Origin of the sequence: Amycolatopsis sp. lyj-84 (assembly GCF_046549075.1) — a bacterium.
Taxonomy (GTDB): domain Bacteria; phylum Actinomycetota; class Actinomycetes; order Mycobacteriales; family Pseudonocardiaceae; genus Amycolatopsis.
Genome location: NZ_JAJPWO010000012.1, coordinates 159,778 through 183,538, shown reverse-complemented (window position 1 = coordinate 183,538; position 23,761 = coordinate 159,778). Strand labels below are relative to the sequence as shown.

Genomic DNA, 23,761 nt, shown 5'->3' with positions numbered 1-23,761 from the left:
TCTTATTTCGCTACCTCAGCCGCGACAGCGGGACGGCGTTCGCCATGGCGGTGAAGCCCTTGTCCCCAGGGTGGAGGTGATCGCCGGAGTCGTACTCGGGTTTCATCCGCTGCGGGTCGGCGGGATCGCGGATCACCGCGTCGAAGTCGATGTGGCCGTCGAAGAGCCTGCTGGTCCGGATGAACCGGTTGACCGCCTGCCGGGTCTCCTCCAGCTGCGGCGTGTACGAGCCCCAGCCCTTCCACGGCGTGATCGTCGCGCCGAGCACCCGCAGGCCGCGGTCGTGCGCCCTCGTCGCGATCTGCTTCAGCGCCGAGATGATCTTGTCCGGATCGGCCTGGTGCGGTGTCTGCTGGATGTCGTTGATGCCCTCGAACACGATCGCCGTCCGCGCGCCGGACTGGGCCAGCACGTCCCGGTCCAGCCGGGCCAGCGCGTTGACGCCGTAGTTGCCGCCGTCGAGCAGCAGCCGGTTCCCGCTGATCCCGGCGTTGAGCACGCCGGTGTCCCGGCTGATCTTGTCGGCGAGCTGATCGGGCCAGCGCAGGTTCGCGCCCCACGTCGAGTTCGCCCCGTCGGTGATCGAGTCGCCGATCGCCACGACGCTGCCCCGCAGGCCGGGACCCCGGACGTCCACTCCGGACACGTAGTGCCAGACCGCGGTCTTCTCCGGGAACGCCGCGGCCGACTCGTCGGCGGCCTTGTCGCCGTTGCGGGTGAAGTAGGAGTTCTGCATGGCCAGCGGGTGGTAGGTGACCGGACCGGACGGCGTCGGGGTGTACGTGGTCACCAGGAGGTCGCCGTCCCTCGGCACGGTCAGTGCCGCGCCGTCGCTGACGATGTCCGCGCCCGGCGGCACGGTGACCGCGCCGTCGCCGCCGAAGGTCAGCGTGCGCATCGTGCCGGGGACCGCCTGCGGCGTGTCCGGGCCCGCGGCGACCGCGACGGTCACCCGGCCGAACAGCACCGGCGTCCGGCCGAAGGCGTTGGACAGCCGCACGCGCACCTCGCGCCCGCCGGCGCTGGTGTGCACGATGTTGCGGATCGAGAAGTTCGGGTAGCCGTTGTCGGTGCCCGCCACCCCGGCCGCCGGTGCGGCCGCCCAGGTGCCCACCCAGCCGCTCGTGGCGGTGCTTTCCCCGTTTTCCACCGGGACGGCCGGAGCCGCCGCGGCGGCTCCCGGTACGACGCCCAGCAGCAGGATCGCCGCCACCAGCAGGTTTCTTCCGCGGTCCAGTCGCATGTCGGTCACGCCTCCACCCAGTCGACTCCCTTCATCGTCAGGGAATCACCGACAGCCGGTCAATGCGCCGGAGAGGACAGGTTTCTGTCGGTGGGCCGGGCTAGGGTTCCCGTATGACGCCTGCCGCTCTCGAGAAGCTCTGTCTCGGCTTCCCCGGTGCCCGCGCGGAGTTCCCGTTCGACGAGCATTCGAGCGTGTTCAAGGTCGCGGGCAAGATGTTCGCGCTCAGCGCGCTCAAGGCGAAGCCACTGCGCGTCAGCCTCAAATGCGAGCCCGACGTGGCCGTCCGGCTGCGCGCCGAACATCCGGCGATCATCCCCGGCTACCACCTGAACAAACAGCACTGGAACACCGTCGAGCTGGACGGTTCGCTGACCGACGGCTTCGTCCGGGAGATGGTCGAGGACTCCTACGACCTCGTGGTCGCGGGCCTGCCGAAGCGGGAACAGGAGAAGCTGAAGTGGGTCGCGCTCAGCCAGGAGTGAGCGCCAGGGTTTCATCCGGATTTCATCGGCCCGTGCCACCCCGGCCTCCTACCGTGGGCGGAGACGGGTGCCGCCCGCCGCACGATGACGCGCTTCCCGGTACTTCCTAGGCTGATGCCCGTGCTGGAGATCTTGGTGGATCGGTTCCGGGCACGGGTGCAGGTCAGCCTCACCCGTGCCGGACTGAGCCTGCCCTGGTGGGGGGCGTTGTGCGCGAGCGCGGTGAGCTTCGTGTTCACGACGGTCGCGCTGGTGCAACGGGACGCTCTCCTGCCGCCGCAGCCGATCGCGCTGGCCGGACTGGTCGTGATCGCGCCGTCGCTGATCTGGACGATCACCGACTGGATCATGCCGTGGGTGCGGATGACCGCGCTGATCGCCGCGGCCTCGATCCTGCTCCTCCAGCCGGTCCTCCCGGATTTCGCGCCGTTGCTGCTGCTGGTCGCGGCCACCGAAGCGGGCAGTGTCCTGCGGACGACCTGGGGGATCGTCCTCGTCACCGGCGCGGGCGAGGCGGTGCTGGTCGTCGCGGGGATCTGGGGCGGGCTGGTCGGCGTGCCGGTGTACATGGTCTCGATCCTGCTCGGCCTCAGCGGCGGGCTCATGGTCCGCTGGTACACCAGGGTGCTGGACGCCGAACGCGTCAATCGTGACGCGTCCCGTGACAAGGCCTTGCTGGCCGAAAGGCAGCGGATCGCGCGGGAGGTGCACGACGTCGTCGGCCATTCGCTCAGCATCACGCTCCTTCACCTGACCGGGGCCCGGCGCGCGCTGCAGCAGGATCGCGACGTCGACGAGGCGATCGAGGCGCTCACCGAAGCCGAGCAGGTGGGACGGGCCGCGATGGCCGACATCCGCCGCACGGTCGGGCTGCTCGCCGACACCCCGTCGGGCTCCACCCCGCTGCCCGGGGTGGAGGACATCGCGACGCTGGTGGAACGCACCCGGGTCGCCGGACTGGCGGTGCGCTATACACAGGAAGGCGACCTCGGCCGGGTAGGCGCCTCGGAAGGATTGGGCCTCTACCGGATCGTGCAGGAATCACTCGTCAACGTTGTCAAACACGCCCCCGGCGCGACCGCGGAGGTCCGGCTGAACGCCGGCCGGTCGGGCGCGAAGCTCGTCGTCAGCAACCCTCTCCCCGCCGCCGCCCGGCGCACGTCCGAGGACGGTTCGGGACTGGCGGGGATGGCCGTCCGCGCGGCCCAGCTCGGCGCCCGGCTCAGTGCCGGGCCCAGCGGCAAGCAGTGGGTCGTGGAGGTCACCGTGCCGGGGGCCAAGCCGTGACCGCCGCCGAGATCCGGGTGCTCCTGGTCGACGACCAGGAGCTGGTCCGCTCCGGGCTGCGGCGCATCCTGCGGCGCCGCGACGGGTTCGTCATCGCGGGGGAGTGCGGCGACGGCTCGGAAGTGCCCGCGGCGCTGGCCGCGAACGAGGTCGACGCCATCGTGATGGACCTGCGGATGAAGAACGTCGGCGGGGTCGAGGCGACCAGCAGGCTGCGGCGCTCCGGTGGCCATCCGCCGGTGCTCGCGCTGACCACCTTCGACGACGACAACCTCCTGGCGGACGCGCTGCGGGCCGGTGCCGCGGGGTACGTCCTCAAGGATTCCCCCGCCGAAGACCTGATCCGGGCCGTGCGCGCGGTCGCCGCGGGCGACGCCTGGCTCGACCCCGGGGTCACCGGCCGCGTGCTCGCCGCCTACCGGCAGGCCGCCGGGAACGGCAGCGGCGGGCGTTCGCCCGAACTGCTGACGCCGAGGGAACAAGACGTGCTCCGGGCGATCGGCCGCGGGCTGACCAACGCGGAGATCGCCGCGACACTCGTGATTTCGGAGGTGACCGTGAAAAGCCACATCGGCCGGATCTTCACCAAGCTCCAGCTGCGGGACCGGGCGGCGGCGATCGTCTACGCGTTCGACCACGGGATCGTGGTGCCGGGCTAGCCATGCGAAACGAAGGGGGGAACATGCCGGACTCGCGGCTTCGGTTCGAGGTGCTCGGCCCGTTGCGGGCCTGGCAGGGGGAGACGCGGCTGGACCTCGGTCCGGTCCGGCAGCAGGCCGTGCTGGCCGCGCTGCTGCTGCGCCCGGACGTGACCGTCAGCCATTACGAACTCACCGACGGGCTCTGGGAGCGGCCACCGGAGTCGAACGTGCTGCCGGTGTACGTCCGGCGGCTGCGGCAATGCCTGGACACCTCCGGGCAGAAGCCGCGGGACTCGGTGATCGTGTCCGACCGCGGCGGCTACCGGTTCGCCAGCGGCGGGGTGCGGCTGGACGTGACGAGGCTGGAGGAGATCGCGGTCGTCGCGGCCGCAGCCGAGGAGACGGGCGACTTCATCACCGCGGTGGACACCTTCGCCGAAGCGCTCCGGTTGTTCCACGGCGAGCCGCTGACGGGACTGCCCGGCGCGTTCGTCCAGGGTGAGCGGCGACGACTGGAGGAACGCAGACTCCTTTTGCTGCGCCGGAAACTGCGGGCACAGCTGAAACTCGGCCGGTTCGACGAGGTGATCGGCGAACTGTCGGCGCTGGTGTCCGCCGACCCGCCGAGCGAGCCGCTGGCCGCGCTGCTGATGCGCGCGCTCTACGGCGGCGGGCGCCAGGCGGAGGCGCTGGAGGTGTTCACCGACGTCCGCGAGCGGCTGGTGGAACAACTCGGCGTCGAGCCGGGCGAGGAACTGCGGCAGGTGCAGGAGGCGGTGCTGCGCGGGGACGACGCGCTGCTCGGGGTCTCCCAACGCCGGGAGACGCCGCGCCGGATCCGCAACGAACTGCCCGCCACCAACGGGGAACTCGTCGGCAGGGACCGGGAACTCGCGCTGCTCGTCGAAGACGGCGATCCGGAGTCCGTCTCGGTCGACGCCGTCGACGGCGTCCCCGGCGCGGGGAAGACCACGCTCGCGGTGTGCGCGGCACACCGGCTTCGCGAGTCCTATCCGGACGGTGCGTTGTTCGTGGATCTGCACGGGTACACCGAAGGCCGCGAGCCGGTGACGCCGGAGCGCGCCCTGCGGCGGTTGCTGCGCGCCGTCGGTGTCGAAGACCGCGTCATGCCGGACGATCTCGACGAACTGGCCGCGTCGTGGCGGGCGGCGACCGCGCAACTGCGGTTGCTGCTGGTACTCGACAACGCCGAATCCGCCGGGCAGGTGCGGCCCTTGCTGCCGTCCGGCCCGGGCAGCCGGGTGCTGGTGACCAGCCGCCGTCGTCTGTCCGGTTTGGACGCGGATCGCCGCGTCTCCCTCGGCGCGCTGGGCCTCGAAGCCGCGGAACGGCTGCTCGGCCGCATCGTGGGGGCGCCGAGGGCCGAGGGCGAGCGGTTCGCCGTGCGCGCGCTCGCCGGACTGTGCGGGCGGCTGCCGCTCGCGTTGCGGATCGCGGGCGCCCGGCTGCAGAACCGTCCGATGTGGACGTTCAAGGACCTGGTGGACCGGATGTCGGACGACGAGCGGCGGCTCGGCGAGCTGACCGCGGAAGACCGCAGCGTCGAGGTGGCGCTGCGCCTGTCGTACGAACAACTGCGGCCCGTCGAGCAACGGGCTTTCGGCGTGCTCGGCCTGACCCCGACCCCCGAATTCGACCGGCTTTCGGTCGCCGCCCTGCTGGACTGCTCACCGGCGGAAGCCGAGCGACGGCTGGAAAGTCTCGTCGACGCGAGCCTCCTGCAGGAACCGGCGAGCGGCCGCTACCGGCTGCACGATCTGGTGGCCGTCTACGCACGGCGGCTCGCCGGGGAACTGCCCGGCGACGTCGTCGAAGAAGCCCGGAAACGGGTGTACGGCCTGTACCTCGGCGCCGCCCGCCGGGCGAGCGAATGGGGTGTCGCACGATTCCCGGTGGAATCCGGCGGCGGACCGTTCACCGGGCAACGCGACGCTTCCGCCTGGCTGGACGCCGCCGGCGACCTGCCCGAAGTGGTCACCCAAGCGGCGGAGGCCGGGCTGGACGGCCTCGCGTGCTCGATCGCCGAGGGGCTGGTCGACTATCTCGCGCGCCAGCAGCGATACCACGAATCCCGGACGGCACTGCAGATCGCGCTGCCCCTGGCCGAACGCGCGGAGGACGGGCGCCTGGTCTCGTCGCTGCGGTTCTGCCTCGGCTACGCGTACGCCATGCAGGGGCAGCTCGACCGGGCGCGCGGCTGGTTCGACGACGCGCTGCGGGCGGGCCAGGCCTCCGGCGACCGCGGGGTGGAGGCGCGGGCGCTGGGCGGACTCACCATGGCGGATCTGATCGCGGGGCGGCACGATCTCGCGATCCCCGGCATGCGGCGGGTGATGATCTTGGCCGAGGAAGTGGAGGACGGCTGGCTGGCCGAACGGACGTTGTCCGCGCTCGGCTATCTCGCCTACCTGCAGGGGGAGCACGAAGAAGCGCTCGTCCACCTCGGCCGCGCCCGTGACCTGAGCGAGGAGATCGGCAGCCCCGGGATGCTGGCGAGGGTGCTGTGCCACAGCGGCACCGTCCGGCTTGAAACCGGCAGGTTCGCCGAAGCCGTGCTGGATCTCCGGCGTTCGGTCGAGCTCGCCGAGGAGACGACGGACGGCCTGCTGATCGCGACCAGCCTGGCGCGCCTCGGCGCGGCGGAACTGGAACTCGGGAATCTCGGCGAGGCGTTCGAACTGCAGCGGCGGGCGCTGGCGGCGGTCACCGAGGAGACCATCGTCGGGATGGAGTCCGAGATCCGCAACCGGCTCGGCCGCACCCATCTCGCCGCGGGCGACCCGGCGGCCGCCCGCGAGCATTTCGAATGGGTGCTCACCACCATCGGACCCGACGGTGATTCCGAGCAACGGGCGCTCGCCCTGGAAGGTCTGGACCTCACCAGACAGTCGGTACACCGGCGTTGATGATCGTGAAGCGGTGTCCCGCCATGCTCGTCCGCCACCGGGTGAAGTAGGCGTCGGCGGCCTCGGTCACGTGGATCCCGGCACGGACCTCGTGGACGACGCACGCCCAGTCCGCGGCGTCGCACAGCACCAGTTCCCGCGGCGCCCCGCGCTTCCGGAGCACGGACGAGCACAGGGCGCCGCGTCTTCCGACGTTGCCGTCGTCGAGACAGCGGCCGAGGTCGTCGACGGCCTGGGCGGCGGTCTCGAACAGCGTCCACCGGTACCGGGGCGACGGGCGTCCGTCGGCCCACGGCGTGAAGAACGCCGCCCAGCTCCAGCCCGGTCCGAAGACGCCTTCCCGTTCCCCGGGGCTCGGCCGGTCGTCCCGGGGCATCACCATGTTGTACGGGGTCCGGCTCGCCGGGCTCATGCACGTCTCCTCGAGGACCTCCGGTCCGCCGGTGCGGATCCGTGCCCGGAACCGTAAGGCGGCGCCATGAAATCCGGATGAAACGCTTGTGTCGGCCTAAATGTGCGGTACCGCGGTCAGGTGCCGTCCGTTGAGCGGCTGGGGCGCGCGGGCGTTGCCGTCACCGAACAGGCCCTGGAACCGCGCGATGGTCGCCGGGGAGACGGTCCGCTCGGACATCAGGAACCACTGCACGCCTTCGGTGAACGGGGCCGTGGTGAGGGAGCCCGTGTACCGGAGCGTGCCGCGGTTGCGGGGGAGGAGCGTGTCGAGGTCGAAGTCCGCGAGCGCCACCGTTTCGCCGCACTCCGGCGCGAGGTTCGCCAGGACACGGTCCACCGGCGACGCGGCACCCGCGCGCAGGGGCACGCCGATCACCAGCAGCTTTCCGGCGGCGCTGCGGTGCACGAAATGCATTTCCAGCGGATCCGTCCTGCCCTGGAAGCGGTGTTCGGACGGGGTGTGGAAATGGAACTGTTCGAGCTCGTACCGGACCCCGGCGAGGGTGACGTGCCCGGTGCCGGGCCTGACCACGGCCTCCTCGGTTTCTTCGTGATTTCTCGTACTGCATCCGTTGGTGTCCGATGCGTCCTTTCGGACGTATTCCAGGTCCAGATCCGAATGGCCGTAGAAGACGTTCAGTCTCGGCGAGGCGGGGTCGAACCGGATCGCGCCGGGTGAGATGTCGACCGGGCTCTGTGAAGGCTGCCGAGACTGGGCGGTTCCGCCCGCGGTGAGCAGGAATCCGGCGAGGGCGAGGGGAACGACGAATGCGACAAGGCGCCTGCGTGTCACGCTTTGAACCTTTCGTGGACCGGATGAACTGTGATCATCCGGACAAAAGCCGGCCGCACCTCATGAGTGGTGCGCGCGAGAAGCACATATCTTTTTCCTGTGCCGAATAATGCGCAAGTCCCCTGAGTAGGGCGATTTCCGACATATTCCCTCCTTTCGTGCGAAAGGGAGCGTGATTTGTACCGGACCTCCGCGAAAGGTTCACTGTGCGCAGCCAGGAGGGCACCCGTAGTATCCGGGCGTGCCGATCTTGTCCGTGCTCCTCAGCCTGGTGGCCCTCTTTCCCGTCGTGGACCCGGTTCCGCGAACCGGTGCCTGCGCCGGAACGGAGGGCGTGACCGTCGCGGTGGACATGGAGGCCGGGGCGCTCGTGCGCTGCGTGCCCGGCTCACCCGGTGACGCGCGGACCGCGCTCGAGCGCTCCGGGCTCGCGGTGCGACAGGGGAGCGGAACCGGGCCGTACGGGGATTCCCGTTACGTCTGCCGCGTCGAAGGCTTACCCGCCAACGATCCCTGTACCGGTCATCGGGACGGCGCGCCGTTCTGGAAGATATGGCGGGTCGGGCTGGATCCCGTCGCCTGGCGGGAATCCCGGACGCAGGGCGGGCCCGGCGCTGTCCGGGTCTGCGCGGGCGGGCTCGTGGGGTTCAGCTTCGGGCCGAAGACTTCGCAGATGACCGTGGCGCCCGAGCGGATCGTCACCGCGCCCGGCTGGCTCCCGCCGCCGTGCTGACGACTCAGGTCGCCGGGACGATGAGGGAGGCCATCACCTTCGGGATCAGTTCGCTCACGAACCGCCCGTCACCGGGCAGTTCGGTGCCTTCCAGCAGGTAGTTCTGCAGCCCTTGCTCGTAAAGCGCGACCAGGACGAGGACCGCGTCGTCCGGTGAGATCGTCAGTTTCCGCTCGATCCGGTCGAGCGCGCCGACCAGCACCTTGGCCAGTTCGGTGTGGAAGTACCGGAACGCGGCGCCGATCCGATCGCGGATCTCCGGTTGCCGCAGGCCCTGGGTGCGGAATTCCGCGCACAGCAGGTACCAGTTCTTGTCCGCGCTGAGCGCGACCATGAACAGCTCGGCGATCCGCCCGAGCGCGGGGGAGAGGTCGTCGTGCGCGTGGACGACGGTCTCGCCGAGCACGCTTTCCGTGGCGTCGTGGAAACGCTCGAGCCGGACCGCGGTCTCTTCCTGGAACAGGGTCAGGAAGAGATCTTCCTTCGAGCTGAAGTTCGAGTAGAAGGCGCCGCGGGTGAAGCCGGCGCGCTCGCAGATCAGTTCGACCGGGGTGTCCCGGATGCCGCGTTCGGAGAAAGCCTCGTACGCCGCGTCGATCAGCCGTCGGCGGGTGTCCGCCCGGCGCCTGGTCATGGTGGCGCCCCGCTCCTCGGTCATCTCGCCATTCTCCCGTATGCGCCCGGTTCACCCGGCTGTGGGACAGGATACATCGTGAATCGGATACAGAGTGTATTACGATACGCCCTGTATCCAACGAGTGCCGGGAGCCGATCGTGTCGTCATTCCTCTACCGCCTCGGCAGGCTGGCCGCCCGCGGACGCGTGCTGGTCACCGCGTTGTGGCTGGTGGTGCTGTGCGTCGCGGGCGGGGCGGCGCTGCTGTTCGGCCAGGGCACCGACGACACGTTCGCGATCCCCGGCTCCGAATCCCAGGAGGCGCTCGACCATCTCGGCCGGGTTTTCCCGCAGGTGAGCGGGACTTCGGCGCAGCTGGTGGTGCTAGTCCCCGAGGGACAGCGGGCCGACGCCGCCGCCGTTCGCGACGCGGTCGGCGCCCTGGTACCCGAACTGACCAAGGCGCCGCAGGTCTCGACGGTGGTGAATCCCTTCGACGCGGCAGTGCACGACGCGGTGTCGAAGGACGGCCGTGCCGCCTTGGTCACCGTGCAACTCGACGTCGGGCTGGCGGACATCCAGCCGTCGACGCGGACCGCGCTCGCCGGGGTCGCGCAAGATCTGGAGAACCGGATCGGCCAGGGCACCGAGGTGCTCACCGGCGGCGACGCGTTCTCGGACAAGGTGCCGAAGCTCAGCCCCACCGAGGGGATCGGCCTCGTCATCGCGCTCGTGGTGCTGCTGATGGTGTTCGGTTCGTTCATCGCGGCGGGAATGCCGTTGCTGACGGCGATCCTCGGCGTCGGAGTGTCGGTGGCGCTGGTCTACGCGGCGACGTCGGTGGCGACCGTGTCCTCGACGGCACCGATGCTCGCGGTCATGCTCGGGCTGGCCGTCGGCATCGACTACGCGCTCTTCCTGCTTTCCCGGCACCGCGATCAGCTCGCCGAGGGACTCGAAGTCGAGGAGTCCATCGCCAGGGCGACCGCGACCGCGGGATCCGCCGTCATCTTCGCCGGCCTCACCGTGGTGATCGCCCTGCTGGGCCTGTTCGTCGCCGGGATCCCGTTCCTGACCACGATGGGCGTCGCCGCGGCGGGCGGGGTCGCCGTCGCGGTGATCGTGGCCATCACCCTCATCCCCGCGCTGCTGGGTTTCGCCGGTGAGCGGCTACGGCCCAAGAAGCCGAAGAAGAGCAAGCGCAAGAAGAAGGCCCGGTTCAGCCTGCGGTGGGTCCGGCTCGCCACGAAGTCGCCGTGGGTGACGATCGCGCTGATCGTCGGGGTGCTCGCGGTGGCGTCGGCGCCCGCGCTGGATCTCCGGCTCGCCTTGCCGGACAACGGGACCGACGAGGACGGCACCCCGGCCCGCGTCGCCTACGACGTCGTCGCCGAGCATTTCGGACCTGGGTTCAACGGCCCGCTGATCGTCACCGCGGACATCCTGTCGACCACCGACCCGGTCGGGATCACGAACGGCATCGCCGACGACATCCGCCGGGTGCGCGGCGTCGCCGTCGTCCCGCTCGCCACGCCGAACCCCAAGGGCGACACCGCGATCATCCAGGTCGTGCCCACGACCGGTGCCTCCGACGAGGCGACCGGCGACCTCGTCGAGCGGCTGCGGTCGATGGAAGGGCAGTTCAAAGACCGGTACGGCGTCCAGACCGCGGTCACCGGATTCACCGCCGTCGGCATCGACGTGTCCACGCAGCTCGGCAGCGCGCTGCTGCCGTTCGGCATCCTGGTCGTCGGGCTTTCGCTGGTACTGCTGGCGATGGTGTTCCGTTCGGTGCTGGTGCCGCTCAAGGCCACCTTCGGCTATCTGCTCTCGATCGGCGCCGCGTTCGGTGCCACGTCGTTCGTGTTCGGGCAGGGGCATCTGGCCGAGGCGCTGGGCGTGACCCGCACCGGCAGCGTGATCAGCTTCCTGCCGATCATCCTGATGGGTGTCCTTTTCGGACTCGCCATGGACTACGAGGTGTTCCTCGTCTCCCGGATCCGGGAGGACTACGTCCATCACGGGGACGCGCACACGGCGATCGAGACGGGTTTCGTGTCCGCGTCGAGGGTCGTGACCGCGGCGGCGGTGATCATGCTGGGCGTGTTCGCCGCGTTCGTGCCCGACGGCAGCGCCACGATCAAACCGATCGCGTTCAGCCTGGCGGTCGGCGTGTTCGTGGACGCCTTCCTCGTGCGGATGACCCTCGTCCCGGCGATCCTCGCGCTGCTGGGGCCGCGCGCCTGGGGCCTGCCGCCGTGGCTGGACCGCAAACTCCCGGTGTTCGACGCCGAGGGCGACGGCCTCGTCCACGAACTCCGGCTCGCCGACTGGCCCGCGCCCGGCTCGTCCGAAGTGCTCAGCGCCGCCGGTCTCCGTGTCGACGACGACCGCGGCCGCACCCTCTTCCGCGACGTCGAACTGCATCTCGGGCCGGGGGAGATCCTCGCCGTGCACGGTTCCGGCCCGGCGGGCAAGAGCGCTCTGCTCTACACGCTCGCCGGCCGGGTGCCGAACGTCCGCGGTGATCTCAAGGTCCTCGGCCGGGTGCTGCCGCAGCACGCGCACGCGGTCCGCCGGAACGTCGCGTTCATCGCCTGCAAGGAGACCGACGATCCCGCCGGCGAGGTCCGCCGCGCGCTCGGGGAAGGCGTCGGCCTCGTCTTCCTCGACGATCTGGACACGGTCGTCGCCACCGCTCAGCGTGCCGGGCTGAGAGAGGCGTTCGCGAGCAGGGCCGCGACGTTCGCCGTGTCCTGCCAGAGTCTCGCCATCGTGCGGGATCTGCTGCCCACCACCGCCGTCGCGGGCCTCGCCATGACGCCCGCGCTCGTCCCCGCCGAGGTCCGCTGATGTCCCGCTTCTTCACCGGCTCCGTCCGCGCGACCGCCATCGGCCCGCTGACCTGGAAGACCTGGCTCGGGATCGTGCTCGTCCCGGTGATCGTCGCGCTCGGGCTGGCGTGGGCGTTCTGGTCGCCCGGCGACAACCACGGCGCGGCCAAGGCCGCCGTCGTCAACACCGACGAACCGGTGACCGTGAACGGTCAGCTGATCCCGCTCGGCCGCGAACTGGCCGGAAACCTCGTGCACGGCGAGGATTCCGCGTACACCTGGGTGCTCACCGACGCCGAGGACGCGAAGGAAGGCATCTCCGACGGGACGTACTCGGCGGTCGTGACCATCCCGCCGAACTTCTCCGCGCAGGCCACGTCGACGTCGGGCAAACCGCTCGACGCGCGGCAGGCGATCATGCGCGTCGAGACGTCGCAACGCACCGGTCTCGTCGATCCGGTGGCGAGCAGGGAGGTCGCGAACGCGACGCTCACCGCGCTCAACCGGCAGATCGTCGAGACCTATGTGGACAATCTGTACGTCGGGTTCTCCTCGATCCACCAGCAGCTGGTGACCGCGGCCGACGGCAGCGACCAGCTCGTCGTCGGGCTGCGCGGACTCGCCGACGGGACGGGGAAACTGGCCTCCGGCGCCGGAGAACTCGCCGGCGGGGCAGGCAAGCTCAGCGGCGCGGCCGGGCAGCTGGCGGACGGCGCGAGCAAACTCGCGAGCGGCACCGGCCAGCTCGCCGCCGGTTCCGGGAAACTCTCGTCAGGACTGACCCAGGCCGAGAAGGACACCGCCCAGCTGCCCCGGCTGACCAGGGAACTGGCCGACGGGGCCCAGCAGGTCGCGAACGGCAACAAGCAGCTGGCCGACAAGATCTCGCCCTTGGCGGACAAGGTCGTCCAGATCATCGATGCCCTGCCCACGGCGGGCGATTCGGCGCGGAGGTTCGCCGAACTGGCACAGAAGTGCAGTGGTGACACCAAGTTCTGCGCAGATTTGAAGGCCGCTTCGGAAAAGCTCACGGCCGACGCCGGGATCCTCGACGGCAAACGCGCCGAGATCCGCGACGCCGCCGTGCGGGCGAAGAAGGCGGTGCAGGACCTCTCGGCGGGCTCCCAGAAGGTCGCCGACGGGAACAAGCAACTCGCGGACAAGTCGAAGGAACTGGCGGGCGGCATCGGCTCGGCGGCCGACGGCGCGCGGAAACTCGACGCCGGGGTCAAGGCCGCCGACTCCGGGGCACGGCAACTCGCCGGCGGCGCCGGGCAACTGGCAGGCGGCGCGACCACGCTGTCCACCGGAGCGGGCGACCTCGCCACCGGCGCCCGCACCGCCGCCGACGGCGCCCAGCGCGCCGAATCCGGCGCTTCGGAACTGGCCAAGGGCCTCAACGACGGCCGAGGCAAGGTCCCCGACTACACCCAGACCGAACGCGACCACCTCAAACAGGTCGCCGCCACCCCCGCCATCGCCGATTCCGCGGGCTCGGGCTCGTTCGGCGAAGGCGCGGTGGCACTGATCCTCGTGCTGGCGCTGTGGGGCTGCGCGCTGGCGACGTACCAGGTGATCCAGGCCGTGCCGCCGAGCGTGCTCACCACCCGCGAACCGAGCTGGCGGATCATCCTCGCCGCTGCCGTCCCGGGCGCGACGCTGGCGGTGCTGACCGCCCTGATCCTGACCGGGGTGTTCTGGGGGTTCCTCGGCCTGAGTTTCGGCAAGGCGGTGACGCTGCTCGTGGTGCTGGTCCTCGCGGCCGGAACGTTCACCGTGGTCAACCAAGCACTGGTGGCGATCTTCAAACGCCCCGGCCGTTTCGCCGCGCTGGCGATCCTGGTGCTGACCGTCGGCGCTTCGCTGGTCTCGACCGTGCCCGGCTTCTTCGGGACCGTCCTGGGAATCCTGCCGACCAACGGCGCACTGGTCGCGCTGCGCTCGCTGCTGGCCGGGACGGACGGGCTGACGTCGGGGATCGTGCAGTCGGTGGTGTGGCTGGGAATCGGGACGCTGGCGATGATCCTGGTGACGGATCGGCGGCGGTCGCTGCCGGGGCGGGAACTGCGGCTGGCTTGAGCCGGTCGTGAGTGGTGCTCGGGGCTGATGCCCCCCGCGCCGAAGCCGGTTGCCCGTACGCTGTCACTGTTCGGAGCCGTACGGATACCCGTGGGGGAACTGTGACACCTGAAGCAAGTCCAGGTCGGCTCATCGGGGACCGGTATCGGCTCGTCGAAGTGATCACGGCCGGAGGCTTCGGGCGTATCTGGCAGGCTCGCGACGAGACCCTGCGCGTCGATGTGGCGCTCAAGGAAACGTGGCGGTCCAGGCCGGTGTCGGATCACGAGTGGGCCGACCTGCTCACCCGTGCTCAGCGAGAAGCGCGCAACGCCGCCCAGTTGCGCGATCATCCCAACATCGTCACCGTCTATGACGCCGTCATCGAGGACGGGATTCCCTGGACCGTGATGCGCTTGGTGACCGGGAAGGCGCTGCAAGCCCTTCGCGCGGACGGCCCACTGATTGCGACCGAGGTGGTCCATATCGCGAAAAGCCTGCTCGGCGCCTTGAGCGCGGTGCACGCCGCGGGGATCGTGCACCGCGACGTCAAGCCGTCCAACGTGATGGTGACTGCGTCCGGCGAGGTGCTGCTGATCGATTTCGGGATCGCGGTCCATCAGGATGACACCCGGACTTTGAACGGGCTGATCATCGGCTCGCCGGGCTATCTGGCCCCGGAACGGGTCCGCGGTGACCGGGGCGGGGCACCCAGTGACCTGTTTTCGTTGGGCGCGACGCTGTATCACGCCGTGGAGGGCATTTCTCCGTTCCACCGCGACACTCCTGAGGATTCCGCCGCCGCGGTCCTGTACCACCAGCCCCTGCTGCCGCAATGCGAAACCGGACTCGCCCTGCTCATCATGCGGTTACTGGAGAAAGACCCCGCCAAACGTCCGCTGACCTCCGAAGCACTCGCGTTGCTCGACGCCACACCGGCAAAGGTCCCTCGGAGCGGAAAGCAGCCGGACGTCACGCCTTTGGTGGGCAAACTCGCGACCGCCGCCCAGCCCTTCAAAGTCGGCGACCGTTTCCGCGGTACGGTGACGAAAACCGCCGCTTTCGGCGCGTTCGTCTCACTGACCCCGGGCAGGCAAGGCCTGGTGCACATCTCGAAGCTGGGCAATGGCAAGCGCGTTCGCTACGTCGAGGACGAGGTCAAGGTGGGCGACGAGCTCCACGTCGAGATTGCCGAAATCAAACGCGGCAAGGTCAGCTTGGTCGTCGTGACGGAGGAACCTCCACCCGGTCGCTAGGTGGCGGTATTTTGAGGTTCGTCCCAGGTGCCCTGAGTCAGGCGCAACGGCCTATGTCCGCAGGTGCATGGTGTTGCGTCGGGGTTGGCCGGTGGGGTCGAGGTAGGCGGGTGCGGTGAATTCCGGTAGCCCGTCTTGGGCGATCTGGACTTTCCATTCGCTGTGGTGGATCAACCGGTGATGCTTGGTGCACAGTAGGACGAGGTTGTCGATTTTGGTTTCGCCGTGGTGCCGCCAGAAAACGATGTGGTGTGCCGTACAACGGGGCACGGGCATGTCGCAGCCGGGGAAGGCGCAGCCTCCGTCGCGGATGGTGAGTGCGTACTTCTGGGCGAGTGACACGGTGCGTTTGGAGCGGCCGATGTCGAGGGGTTCCCCTGCGGTGCCGAGGACTCCGGGTCGGACGCGGGCGTCGCAGGCGAGGATGCGTGCGTCGGTGGCGCTGATCGGCCCGACCAGATCCAAATGGGCTTCACCCAAGTCACTGATCAGGTCCTCGTAAGACATGGTGACCAAAATGTGGGTGGCTTCCCCGGCCTGGCCGGGAAGGTTCCGGCTCGTGGTCTTCAACCGCACATAGTCGGTGAAAGCATCCCCGTAGCGTTCGTCCTGGGTGCGGGAGTCGCGGACTCCGTCGATGGCTTTGTGCGGTTTGGCCATCGGATCCAGGTCGGACTTCAATCGTGCGTAGGTCTCCAGGTCGAGCGTGCCCTTCAGGCCCAGGGTGCCGTTGCGGTGTTTGACGAACCGTAACTCCGGTCGGGTGTCTTTGGGGTTCTCGTCGCGGGGTGCTTTTCCGTCGGGATCGAGCTTGTCCAGGAGTCTCCGTCCGGCTTGGGCGATCGTGTGAGGCCCGGCGTGCCGGGCCAGATCCACAAGGATCTTCTCCCCGCCCCGCACGTCCTCTTCCGGGACGAAAGACGGGATACGCGCCAGGGTGCGGATGATCGCGTCGATCTGACCACCGCCGATCGCACCCTCACGGGCGGCATCAGCGGTCAACGGGGCTAGCGGCGGTACCCGATCACCACCCACCGCCACACCCGCATGCAACGTCAACACCCGGTCAGCGCGGGCATCGGCTTCCTTGCCCGTGACGTGGAAGTCCTCGAAAATCATCGCCGACAACGTCGCATGACCCGAACACCCACGAACACCGCGAATATTGATTTCCGCGAGAATCGCGTTCTGCTCAGCATCCAATTGACGCTTCAGAACTTCGAGTTCCTGTTTACGGGCATGCAGCACAGCGGTGTCGACACGCCACCACTCAGTGGGTGTCGTCTGGGGTGTGTCTTCGCTGGCCACGACATCAACATTACCCGCAGTCGAACACCTGTGCTATCACACGTTTATGTGACACGGCTCGATTTCAAATAGTCAGCGAGCTGTGATGAGAGGGATATTCGATATCTCTCGGCGCTTGTTGGCATCCATAAGCTTCATGACAACAGTGAGATGGAAGGGCCCAGAGAACCACGGCGACCGCAGCCTCGATGTCTCCTGTTGAGCCAGAAACCTTTGACAGGCTGTCGTCCCTTCACGAGCAAAGTTGCGTCCGCCGACGGCGCGATTCGTGCGGGTTTCAGAGGTCGCTCCGACCGATCCACTCGATCGTGGCGACGACGTCCGCGCCGAGCGCGGCTCGGACCGCGGCAGTCCTGGCTCGGCCGTGGGCCTGTCGGGCGAGCGTGGTCCAAGGCTGGGAATAGTCGAGTTCGGTGTCGTCGTGCGGGGCTTGTATCCAGTACATCCGGCCGTCGGGTTCGACTCGCCAGAGCTGGAAGTCGAGCGTGGCCTGACCATGGGCGGCGAGGTCGTCGAGGACGTGGGTCAGTCGTGTCGACGGCCATGCCTCGTGCCCATAGGACGTGGTGATCCGGAGGCTCGCGGTCAGCGGCGGGACGACGGGGTGCCGGGCGCCCAGCTCGGTCAAGGCGGATCGAATACTGTTCGGCTCCAGCCAGTCGGGTCGGTCGCCGCGTTCCTTGCACGCTTGATAGGCGCGCCAGAGCGCAGGTATGGCGTCGACGACGCGCAGCTGGCCCAAGGCGCGGGCGGACCACTCGCGGACGGTGTCGTGCTCGCTGGTCAACAGGTCGGTCAAGGGCTGCCCGGCGCGGGCGTCGCCGAGTTCTTGAAGGATCTCGATGGCGCACAGCTGGCCGAAACTGTTCAGTGTCGGCAGGGCCCGCAGGAGCGGCGTGATCACGTCGGTCTCACGTCCGTGGTGGGTCAGCACTGCCTGTGCGTCTGCGGCGTCGCCGGTGCTGTCCGCGTCGAGCTGACGAACGAGTAGCTCGATCTCGCTGCTGGTCATGCCTCGGTTCCGTAATCGCCGGGTGGCAGGGCGGGCCGCCGCGCGTCCTGTCGGTACGCGAGGGCTGCTGTGGCGACCGCGAGCGCAGCGTAGCCCACCATCCACCAGGTGAAGGCCGGCGGCGACCGGTGGCTGAACAGCGGGTCGATCAGGCTCACGACCGCGAAGGCCGCGGGCGCCGAGAGTCGCCTGTCCTGGTAGCGCAACTCCGCGTCGACGGCGACCGACGCGGCGTCTTCGCCGCGGCCCCGGCGTGTCACGGCCCAGACGAGGATCGTCGTGCAGCAGAGCGCCGCCCAGCCGAGGGCGACCAGCCACGTCCAGGCGAAGGTGCGCGACGAGGTCGTGAGGTACATGGCCACGGCCAGCGCCGCGCCACCGACGAAGGTGATCAGGAACGAGGCCAGGTACCAGCCGCCGAGGACTCCGGCGGCGGATGGGCGCCGGGTCGGCGCCGGAAGGCCGCCCAATTGCCATTCGCGGTGGAGGATCGACGCCCATTGCCCGAGCGTGAGTGTGGCGACTATGAAAGAGAAGTACCGGCTTTCGGGCATTTCCACGCCCCGCACTCCGGGAAGATTCTGCAGGAATCCGGACGTGATCATGAGCGCGAAGCCGAGGCCCCCGGCGCTCATCAGCCAGAGGATCCTGGTCGTGGACCCGCTCGTCTGCCGCGCGGCGATCCTGACCGTGAGCGGCCTGGACGGTGTTCCGACCCGGATGCCGCGTTTGCTCAGCCACGCACTGGCGTCGACTACTTCGATCGCGGTCGGTTGACTCCCCATACCCGACGTACGCTCGTGGCCCGGCCGGAGTTGCCTCACTCCCGGGAACCGGTCAACGAAACCCGTCCCGCCCGCCGAGCCGGAACCAAGGCCGCCAAAGGAGCCGCGAGGAGAGCCGCGCCCACCAGCACCCCCAACCGGCCCCACGGCGGCGCGAACGCGATCGCCTCGCCACCGCCCGACGCCACCTCCGTGATCAGCCAGGCCGACCCGATCCCGACCAGCAGGCCGCACGCCGCTCCGAGGACCGCGACGAACACCGACTCCGCGGTCAGCGCGGCGCCGAGCCCGCCGCGCGTGAGACCGAGCGCGCGCAGCAGCGCCGACTCGCGCGTCCGTTCCAGGACGGACAGCGAAAGCGTGTTCGCGATCCCGGCGAAGGCGATCAGCACGGCCAGTGCGGTCAGGGCCCACATGAGGTTCAGGGTCTCCCGCAGCGGCGCGGCCGCCTCTTCCTTGATTTCCTCGACGCTGCTCAGCTTCGCGAGCGCGATGCCGGACAACTCCCGCTCCAGTGACGGCCGGGCCTGATCGGGGTCGGCGACCTTGACCAGCACGCTCCCGTCGTACGTTTCCTCGTTCAGGGCGATCTTCCGCTGTTCCGAGAGGTCGACCAGCGCGAACCCCAGATCGACCCCGGGCGCGTCGACACTGTCGTAGATCGCCACCACGCGCAGGGATCGCACGGTGTCGCTGACGGCGAGCCCGGACTGTTCGGCGAGGTCCTTGCTGATGGCGATCTCGCCGGGACCAAGCCTGTCGAGACGTCCGGAAAGCACCGCCGGGTGCAAGAGATCGCCGCTGACGGCGGTGAGCTGATACGTGCCGTACTCGCCGAGGTCACCCGAGAAAGAGTGACGGGTCGCGGTGGCGGTCACGCCGGGCACGGTCGCCAGAGTGCCGGCGAGGGTGGCGGGCAGTGGCCGGGCCGGGAGCACCGAAGTGACGGTGAAGTCGGCCGCGAGTTGTTCGCCGATGCCGTGGCTCCGGCCCGCTTCGACGCCCGCCGCCACGGTGGTCGCGAGTGCGACGACGGCGAGACCGATGGTGAGCGCGGCGGCACTGGCGGCGGTGCGTTTGGGGTTGCGGCCGGCGTTGAGCGCGGCCAGTTTCGCGGGCTGCCCCGGGACGAGCGAGCCGAGTGCCCGGACGACCGGTCCCGCCACCAGCGGTCCGGCGGCCAGGGTCGCACCGAGCAGCGCGACCATCGCCACCACGGCGAGGGCGGCGCCATCCTCCACTGTGGACCGAAGGGCCAGCACACCCGCGCCGATACCGGCGGCGAGCAGGATCACCGCGACGATCGCGCGGGGGCGTCCGGTGCGCGCGGACTCGACGGGGGTCCGGAGCGCCTCGACAGGCGCGACCCTGGTCGCGGACCACGCCGGGATCGCCGCCGCGAGCGCGGTCACCAGGATTCCGATCGTCAGTGCGGCGGCCACGGTCCGGGCGGTCAGCGGGACGTACACGGTTTCCTGACCCGCGATCGCCTGCAACGCGGCGGCGACGCCCAGCCCGCCGAACAGCCCGGCCGCGGACGCGACCGCGCCGACGACGGCCGCCTCGGCGAGCACACTGCCGAAGACCTGCCGTTTACCGGCGCCGACGCAGCGCAGCAACGCCAGTTCGCGCGATCGCTGCGCGACGAGGATGGTGAAGGAGTTGGTGATCACCATCGCGGCCACCACCATGGCGAGGACCGCGAAGGCGGTGAAGAACTTCGCCAGACCCGCCGTGTTCGGCGCGGTTTCCCGAAGCAGCTGGGCAGCGGCCTCTTTCCCGGTGGCCACCGGGATGCCCAAGGCCTTCTTCAGATCCGCGGCGAGCTGTGCCTGGCCGACGCCCGGTGACGCGTGGACGACGATCTCGCCGAAGGTCGCGGCCGGGCTCAGCCGCCGCAGCGTTTCCCCCGGTACCACCAGGGTCGCGCCGCCCAGACCCGCGTCGGTCGGGCGGCTGAAGGTGCCGACCAGGGTCAGCACCATCCGGCCGCCGGTCTCGTCCAGCACGGTCACGGGCTGCCCCAGCGAGAAGCCCTCGGCACTGTGCCGTTCGATCGCGATCTCTCCCGCGCCCTGCGGAAAACGGCCGTCCGCGAGGTCGTACGGGCGCAGGCCTTCGGTGCCCAACGCGGTCGCGGCGGCGTCTCGCGGACGTCCGTCGGGGCCGAGGATCGGTGCGCTGACGGTGGCGCGACCGTCCGCGGCGGCGACCCCGGGCACCTGACGGACCTTCGAGAGCACGGAATCGTCGAGCGCGACACGGCGGGTGGCGTCGATGGACGCGTCCACGCCGCGCGTTTCGAAGGCGACCGCTTCCCGCAGTCCCGCGCCGACGGCGTCGGTGAGCACGAAGGACCCGGCCACGAAGGTCACGCCGAGGGTGACGGCGACAGCGGACAGCAGCAGCCGCAGCGGCCGCGCCTTGAGGCCGGCGAGCACGGTTCGCAGCATCACGCCCCCAGACCGGTGAACGCGCCGTGGACGGCGTCGGCGGTCGGACGGGGGATCCGCGCGGCGATCCGGCCGTCGGCCAGCAGGACCCCGTGATCGGTGTACGAGGCGGCCACCGGGTCGTGGGTCACCATCACCACCGTCTGGCCGAGTTCGCGGACCGAGGTGCGCAGGAAGTCCAGCACCTCGGCGCCGGAACGCGAATCGAGACTGCCGGTGGGTTCGTCGGCGAACACGACGTCCGGCCTGCCGACGAGCGCGCGGGCGCACGCCACCCGCTGCTGCTGGCCGCCGGAGAGTTCACCGGGTTTGTGCCGCAGGCGCTGCCGGAGGCCCAGGGTGTCCACGACGGTGCCGAACCACGCCGGGTCCGGGCGGCGGCCCGCGAGCCGGAGCCCGAGCAGGATGTTCTCCTCGGCGCTCATGGTCGGCAGGAGGTTGAACGACTGGAACACGAACCCGACGCGGTCCCGGCGCACCCTGGTCAGCTCGGCGTCGGACAGACCGGTCAGCTCGGTCCGTCCGATGTGGACTCGTCCACTGTCGACGGTGTCCAGCCCGGCGAGGCAGTGCATGAGGGTCGATTTGCCCGAACCGGAGGGTCCCATGATCGCGGTGAACCGGCCGCGGGGGAAGTCCAGCGACACGTGGTCGAGCGCCCGGACCGCCGTGTCGCCCCGGCCGTAGACCTTCGAGACATCGATCGCGCCCGCGGCGGGACCGTCCATTGTGTTCATGCCGCGATCATGGCGGGGACCACCTGAACGGTTCCTGAAACAACCTGAAGAACGCTTCAGGATGGACGGCGGGGATCTGCGAAGATCAGGACATGCGCGTGCTCGTGGTGGAAGACGAAATGCGGTTGGCCGAGACCCTCCAATGGGGACTAGAGGCCGACGGCTACGCGGTCGACCTCGCCCACGACGGTCTCGAAGGGCTCGAGCTCGCGCAGCTGTACCCGTACCAGGTGATCGTGCTGGACATCATGCTCCCGAAGCTCAACGGCTATCGCGTCTGCGCGGCACTGCGGGAACGCGGGGTGACCACCCCGATCCTCATGCTGACGGCGAAGAACGGCGAGTACGACGAAGCCGAGGCGCTCGACACCGGCGCCGACGACTACCTGAGCAAGCCGTTCTCGTACGTCGTGCTCACCGCCCGGCTGCGGGCCCTCACCCGCCGGGGCGCGGCGGGGTCGGCGGGGGTGCTGGAGTTCGGCGACCTCGTGCTGGACCCGGCGAAGCGGACGTGTCGCCGCGCCGGGAAGCCGGTGTCGTTGACCACCAAGGAGTTCGCCGTCCTCGAATGCCTGCTGCGGCACGGCGAGCAGCTGGTGACGAAACGGGAGATCCTCGACCAGGTCTGGGATCTGGCGTACCGGGGCGACCCCAACATCGTCGAGGTCTACGTGAGCGCGTTGCGGCGCAAGCTGGACACGCCGTTCGGGCGCCGCACCATCTCGACCGTGCGCGGCGCCGGCTACCGGCTGGTGAGCGAATGACGGGCCGGTGGCCCTCGTCGGTGCGGCGGAGCACCGCGCTTTCGGCGGCGCTGCTCTGCGCGGTCGTGTTCACCCTCGGCTGGCTGGGCACCCGCGAGCTGCTGAGCGCGCAACTGTCGGGCAGCGCCGTCAGCGCGACGCGTGCCCAGCTGGACGGGCTGGCCGAGACCTTCCGGGCCGGGCGACCGGTGCCGCCCGCCGGTGACGCCCTGTTCGAGGTGGTCGACGACACCGGGCGGCCGGTGGCGAGCAGCGAGAACCTGCGCCGCTGGGATCCCGCGTGGACGCCGCTGCCGCCCGCGCCCGCCGGGGCGCCCTCGGACTGGTCGGTCACCACCAAGGCGACGTTGCGGCCCGGCGACCATCCACAGTGGCGTGAGTATCGCGAGTACACGGTGGTGGGCAAGGTGATCGAAGGCGGCGGGCAGCGGCTCACGCTCTACCTGTTCGTCCTGCCGTGGGACACGCTCCGGACGCTGGGAACCTTCGACGACACCTTGGCCTTCTTCGTCCCGCTCGCGGTGCTGATCACCGCGCTGGTCGCGTGGTTCGCGGCGGGCCGGGCATTGCGGCCGGTGGAGGCCATTCGCCGCGAACTGGCCGAGGTCAGCGGCAGCAGGCTCGACCGGCGGGTTCCGGTGCCCCCGTCCCGTGACGAGGTCGCCAGGCTCGCGATCACCACGAACGCCACCCTCGACAGGCTGCAGCAGGCGCATGACCAGCAGGAACGGTTCGTCGCCGACGCCAGTCACGAACTGCGCAGCCCGCTCGCGAACCTCCGGACCGGGCTGGAGGTCGCGCTCACCCACGCCGATCGCGCGGATTGGCCCGCCGTCGCACGCCGGTCGCTGCTCGACATCCAGCGGCTCCAGCGCATCACCGCGGATCTCCTTCAACTGGCCGTGGACCCGGCCGAGCTCCCGGCGCCGGAAGGCATCGTCGACCTCGCCGACGTGGTGGGGGAGCAGGTTGCCGAACGGGCCCTCGAACCCGGGCCCGCCGTCGTGTCCGATGTGGACGGGCAAGCCGAGGTCGTCGGCGAACCCGTCCAGCTGGAACGGTTGTTGCGCAATCTGCTCGACAACGCAGTGCGGCACGCGCGGTCGTCCGTCACCGTGCGGCTCCGGCGAGAGGCAGGGGAGGCCGTCCTGGAAGTGATCGACGACGGACCCGGCATCCCCGCCGAGGATCGCGAGCGCGTCTTCGACCGTTTCGCCCGGCTCGACGACGCCCGCGCGCGGGACGCGGGAGGTACAGGTCTCGGTCTGACACTCGCGCGTGACATCGCTGTCCGGCACGGCGGATCGCTGCGGGCCGAGGACGGCGAGACCGGCGCGCGGCTGGTCGCGAGGCTACCCCTCAGGGGTATGTGACGAG

At 69.9% G+C, this 23,761-nt stretch carries 20 protein-coding genes; 11 read left to right on the top strand and 9 right to left on the bottom strand.

Translation table 11 applies throughout. The features are described from left to right. Nucleotides 1-10: 10 nt before the first annotated feature. Entirely contained in the window at nt 11-1,243 is a 1,233-nt protein-coding gene (locus ACLJRM_RS31960; RefSeq protein ID WP_410665215.1) for an SGNH/GDSL hydrolase family protein, read from the bottom strand. Nucleotides 1,244-1,356: 113 nt separating this feature from the next. Between ACLJRM_RS31960 and ACLJRM_RS31955 the strand changes: the two genes are divergently transcribed. The 4 genes from ACLJRM_RS31955 to ACLJRM_RS31940 all read left to right on the top strand — a co-directional run bounded on the left by ACLJRM_RS31955 (nt 1,357) and on the right by ACLJRM_RS31940 (nt 6,583). After that, complete coding sequence (locus ACLJRM_RS31955; RefSeq protein WP_101608673.1) at nt 1,357-1,728, top strand: MmcQ/YjbR family DNA-binding protein; 372 nt, start codon at nt 1,357-1,359, stop codon at nt 1,726-1,728. Between the two features lie 120 nt (nt 1,729-1,848). Then, nucleotides 1,849-3,015, top strand: a complete 1,167-nt coding sequence (locus ACLJRM_RS31950; RefSeq protein ID WP_410665171.1) for a sensor histidine kinase — start codon at nt 1,849-1,851, stop codon at nt 3,013-3,015. Beyond that, the gene (locus ACLJRM_RS31945) at nt 3,012-3,674 is read left to right on the top strand and encodes a response regulator (protein ID WP_101608672.1); all 663 of its coding nucleotides are present in this window, start codon (nt 3,012-3,014) and stop codon (nt 3,672-3,674) included. Before ACLJRM_RS31950 ends, ACLJRM_RS31945 begins: the two co-directional genes overlap by 4 nt. A 2-nt stretch (nt 3,675-3,676) precedes the next feature. Then, a complete protein-coding gene (locus tag ACLJRM_RS31940) occupies nt 3,677-6,583 on the top strand; it encodes an AfsR/SARP family transcriptional regulator (RefSeq protein ID WP_101608671.1) in 2,907 nt (968 codons plus the stop codon). On the opposite strand, the gene ACLJRM_RS31935 is transcribed toward ACLJRM_RS31940, so the two are convergent. Then, nucleotides 6,555-6,995 carry a hypothetical protein gene (locus ACLJRM_RS31935; protein WP_410665170.1) on the bottom strand — a complete coding sequence of 147 codons (441 nt, stop codon included), beginning with the start codon at nt 6,993-6,995 and terminating at the stop codon, nt 6,555-6,557. The two genes, ACLJRM_RS31940 and ACLJRM_RS31935, sit on opposite strands and share 29 nt — an antisense overlap. Nucleotides 6,996-7,091: 96 nt before the next feature. Continuing rightward, nucleotides 7,092-7,829, bottom strand: coding sequence for a carbonic anhydrase family protein (locus ACLJRM_RS31930; protein WP_101608669.1), 738 nt, complete (start codon nt 7,827-7,829; stop codon nt 7,092-7,094). A 241-nt stretch (nt 7,830-8,070) separates the two neighbouring features. Here ACLJRM_RS31930 and ACLJRM_RS31925 point away from each other — a divergent pair, with 241 nt between their 5' ends. After that, nucleotides 8,071-8,562, top strand: coding sequence for a hypothetical protein (locus ACLJRM_RS31925; protein ID WP_410665169.1), 492 nt, complete (start codon nt 8,071-8,073; stop codon nt 8,560-8,562). Between the two features lie 4 nt (nt 8,563-8,566). Here the strand turns inward: ACLJRM_RS31925 and ACLJRM_RS31920 are convergent, their stop codons facing one another. Beyond that, the gene (locus ACLJRM_RS31920; protein WP_101608667.1) at nt 8,567-9,220 is read right to left on the bottom strand and encodes a TetR/AcrR family transcriptional regulator; all 654 of its coding nucleotides are present in this window, start codon (nt 9,218-9,220) and stop codon (nt 8,567-8,569) included. 116 nt (nt 9,221-9,336) lie between these two features. Here ACLJRM_RS31920 and ACLJRM_RS31915 point away from each other — a divergent pair, with 116 nt between their 5' ends. From ACLJRM_RS31915 to ACLJRM_RS31905, 3 genes are read left to right on the top strand one after another with little or no spacing between them, the layout of a single operon-like run. Continuing rightward, entirely contained in the window at nt 9,337-12,030 is a 2,694-nt protein-coding gene (locus ACLJRM_RS31915) for an MMPL family transporter (protein ID WP_410665168.1), read from the top strand. Then, nucleotides 12,030-14,090 (top strand): YhgE/Pip family protein, encoded by a 2,061-nt coding sequence (locus ACLJRM_RS31910; protein ID WP_410665167.1) that lies wholly within the window; start codon nt 12,030-12,032, stop codon nt 14,088-14,090. Before ACLJRM_RS31915 ends, ACLJRM_RS31910 begins: the two co-directional genes overlap by 1 nt. A gap of 11 nt (nt 14,091-14,101) precedes the next feature. Further along, nucleotides 14,102-15,325 carry a protein kinase domain-containing protein gene (locus ACLJRM_RS31905; RefSeq protein ID WP_410665166.1) on the top strand — a complete coding sequence of 408 codons (1,224 nt, stop codon included), beginning with the start codon at nt 14,102-14,104 and terminating at the stop codon, nt 15,323-15,325. Nucleotides 15,326-15,376: 51 nt separating this feature from the next. On the opposite strand, the gene ACLJRM_RS31900 is transcribed toward ACLJRM_RS31905, so the two are convergent. The 3 genes from ACLJRM_RS31900 to ACLJRM_RS31890 all read right to left on the bottom strand — a co-directional run bounded on the left by ACLJRM_RS31900 (nt 15,377) and on the right by ACLJRM_RS31890 (nt 18,280). Next, a complete protein-coding gene (locus ACLJRM_RS31900) occupies nt 15,377-16,633 on the bottom strand; it encodes a DUF222 domain-containing protein (protein ID WP_410665165.1) in 1,257 nt (418 codons plus the stop codon). Between the two features lie 277 nt (nt 16,634-16,910). Beyond that, nucleotides 16,911-17,645 carry a HEAT repeat domain-containing protein gene (locus tag ACLJRM_RS31895; RefSeq protein ID WP_410665164.1) on the bottom strand — a complete coding sequence of 245 codons (735 nt, stop codon included), beginning with the start codon at nt 17,643-17,645 and terminating at the stop codon, nt 16,911-16,913. Continuing rightward, nucleotides 17,642-18,280 (bottom strand): hypothetical protein, encoded by a 639-nt coding sequence (locus tag ACLJRM_RS31890; protein ID WP_410665163.1) that lies wholly within the window; start codon nt 18,278-18,280, stop codon nt 17,642-17,644. The genes ACLJRM_RS31895 and ACLJRM_RS31890 overlap by 4 nt, the downstream gene beginning before the upstream one ends. Before the next feature lie 19 nt (nt 18,281-18,299). Here ACLJRM_RS31890 and ACLJRM_RS31885 point away from each other — a divergent pair, with 19 nt between their 5' ends. Then, nucleotides 18,300-18,422 carry a hypothetical protein gene (locus ACLJRM_RS31885; protein WP_410665162.1) on the top strand — a complete coding sequence of 41 codons (123 nt, stop codon included), beginning with the start codon at nt 18,300-18,302 and terminating at the stop codon, nt 18,420-18,422. 43 nt (nt 18,423-18,465) lie between these two features. Here ACLJRM_RS31885 and ACLJRM_RS31880 read toward each other — a convergent pair whose 3' ends face one another. After that, a complete protein-coding gene (locus tag ACLJRM_RS31880; RefSeq protein WP_410665161.1) occupies nt 18,466-20,883 on the bottom strand; it encodes an ABC transporter permease in 2,418 nt (805 codons plus the stop codon). Continuing rightward, nucleotides 20,883-21,611: an ABC transporter ATP-binding protein gene (locus ACLJRM_RS31875; protein ID WP_101608659.1), complete on the bottom strand. Its 729-nt coding sequence runs from the start codon at nt 21,609-21,611 to the stop codon at nt 20,883-20,885. The genes ACLJRM_RS31880 and ACLJRM_RS31875 overlap by 1 nt, the downstream gene beginning before the upstream one ends. 101 nt (nt 21,612-21,712) lie before the next feature. On the opposite strand from ACLJRM_RS31875, the gene ACLJRM_RS31870 reads away from it, so the two are divergent. Both ACLJRM_RS31870 and ACLJRM_RS31865 read left to right on the top strand, forming a co-directional pair. Then, nucleotides 21,713-22,384, top strand: a complete 672-nt coding sequence (locus tag ACLJRM_RS31870; RefSeq protein ID WP_410665160.1) for a response regulator transcription factor — start codon at nt 21,713-21,715, stop codon at nt 22,382-22,384. Further along, the gene (locus ACLJRM_RS31865) at nt 22,381-23,757 is read left to right on the top strand and encodes an ATP-binding protein (RefSeq protein ID WP_410665159.1); all 1,377 of its coding nucleotides are present in this window, start codon (nt 22,381-22,383) and stop codon (nt 23,755-23,757) included. Before ACLJRM_RS31870 ends, ACLJRM_RS31865 begins: the two co-directional genes overlap by 4 nt. Nucleotides 23,758-23,761: the final 4 nt, after the last annotated feature.

Coding starts and splice junctions, on each gene's coding strand:
- ACLJRM_RS31960 (WP_410665215.1), bottom strand. CDS start 1,243: ATGCGACTGGACCGCGGAAGAAACCTGCTGGTGGCGGCGATCCTGCTG.
- ACLJRM_RS31955 (WP_101608673.1), top strand. CDS start 1,357: ATGACGCCTGCCGCTCTCGAGAAGCTCTGTCTCGGCTTCCCCGGTGCC.
- ACLJRM_RS31940 (WP_101608671.1), top strand. CDS start 3,677: ATGCGAAACGAAGGGGGGAACATGCCGGACTCGCGGCTTCGGTTCGAG.
- ACLJRM_RS31935 (WP_410665170.1), bottom strand. CDS start 6,995: ATGAGCCCGGCGAGCCGGACCCCGTACAACATGGTGATGCCCCGGGAC.
- ACLJRM_RS31920 (WP_101608667.1), bottom strand. CDS start 9,220: ATGACCGAGGAGCGGGGCGCCACCATGACCAGGCGCCGGGCGGACACC.
- ACLJRM_RS31910 (WP_410665167.1), top strand. CDS start 12,030: ATGTCCCGCTTCTTCACCGGCTCCGTCCGCGCGACCGCCATCGGCCCG.
- ACLJRM_RS31895 (WP_410665164.1), bottom strand. CDS start 17,645: ATGACCAGCAGCGAGATCGAGCTACTCGTTCGTCAGCTCGACGCGGAC.
- ACLJRM_RS31890 (WP_410665163.1), bottom strand. CDS start 18,280: ATGAGCGCCGGGGGCCTCGGCTTCGCGCTCATGATCACGTCCGGATTC.
- ACLJRM_RS31880 (WP_410665161.1), bottom strand. CDS start 20,883: ATGCTGCGAACCGTGCTCGCCGGCCTCAAGGCGCGGCCGCTGCGGCTG.
- ACLJRM_RS31875 (WP_101608659.1), bottom strand. CDS start 21,611: ATGGACGGTCCCGCCGCGGGCGCGATCGATGTCTCGAAGGTCTACGGC.
- ACLJRM_RS31870 (WP_410665160.1), top strand. CDS start 21,713: ATGCGCGTGCTCGTGGTGGAAGACGAAATGCGGTTGGCCGAGACCCTC.
- ACLJRM_RS31865 (WP_410665159.1), top strand. CDS start 22,381: ATGACGGGCCGGTGGCCCTCGTCGGTGCGGCGGAGCACCGCGCTTTCG.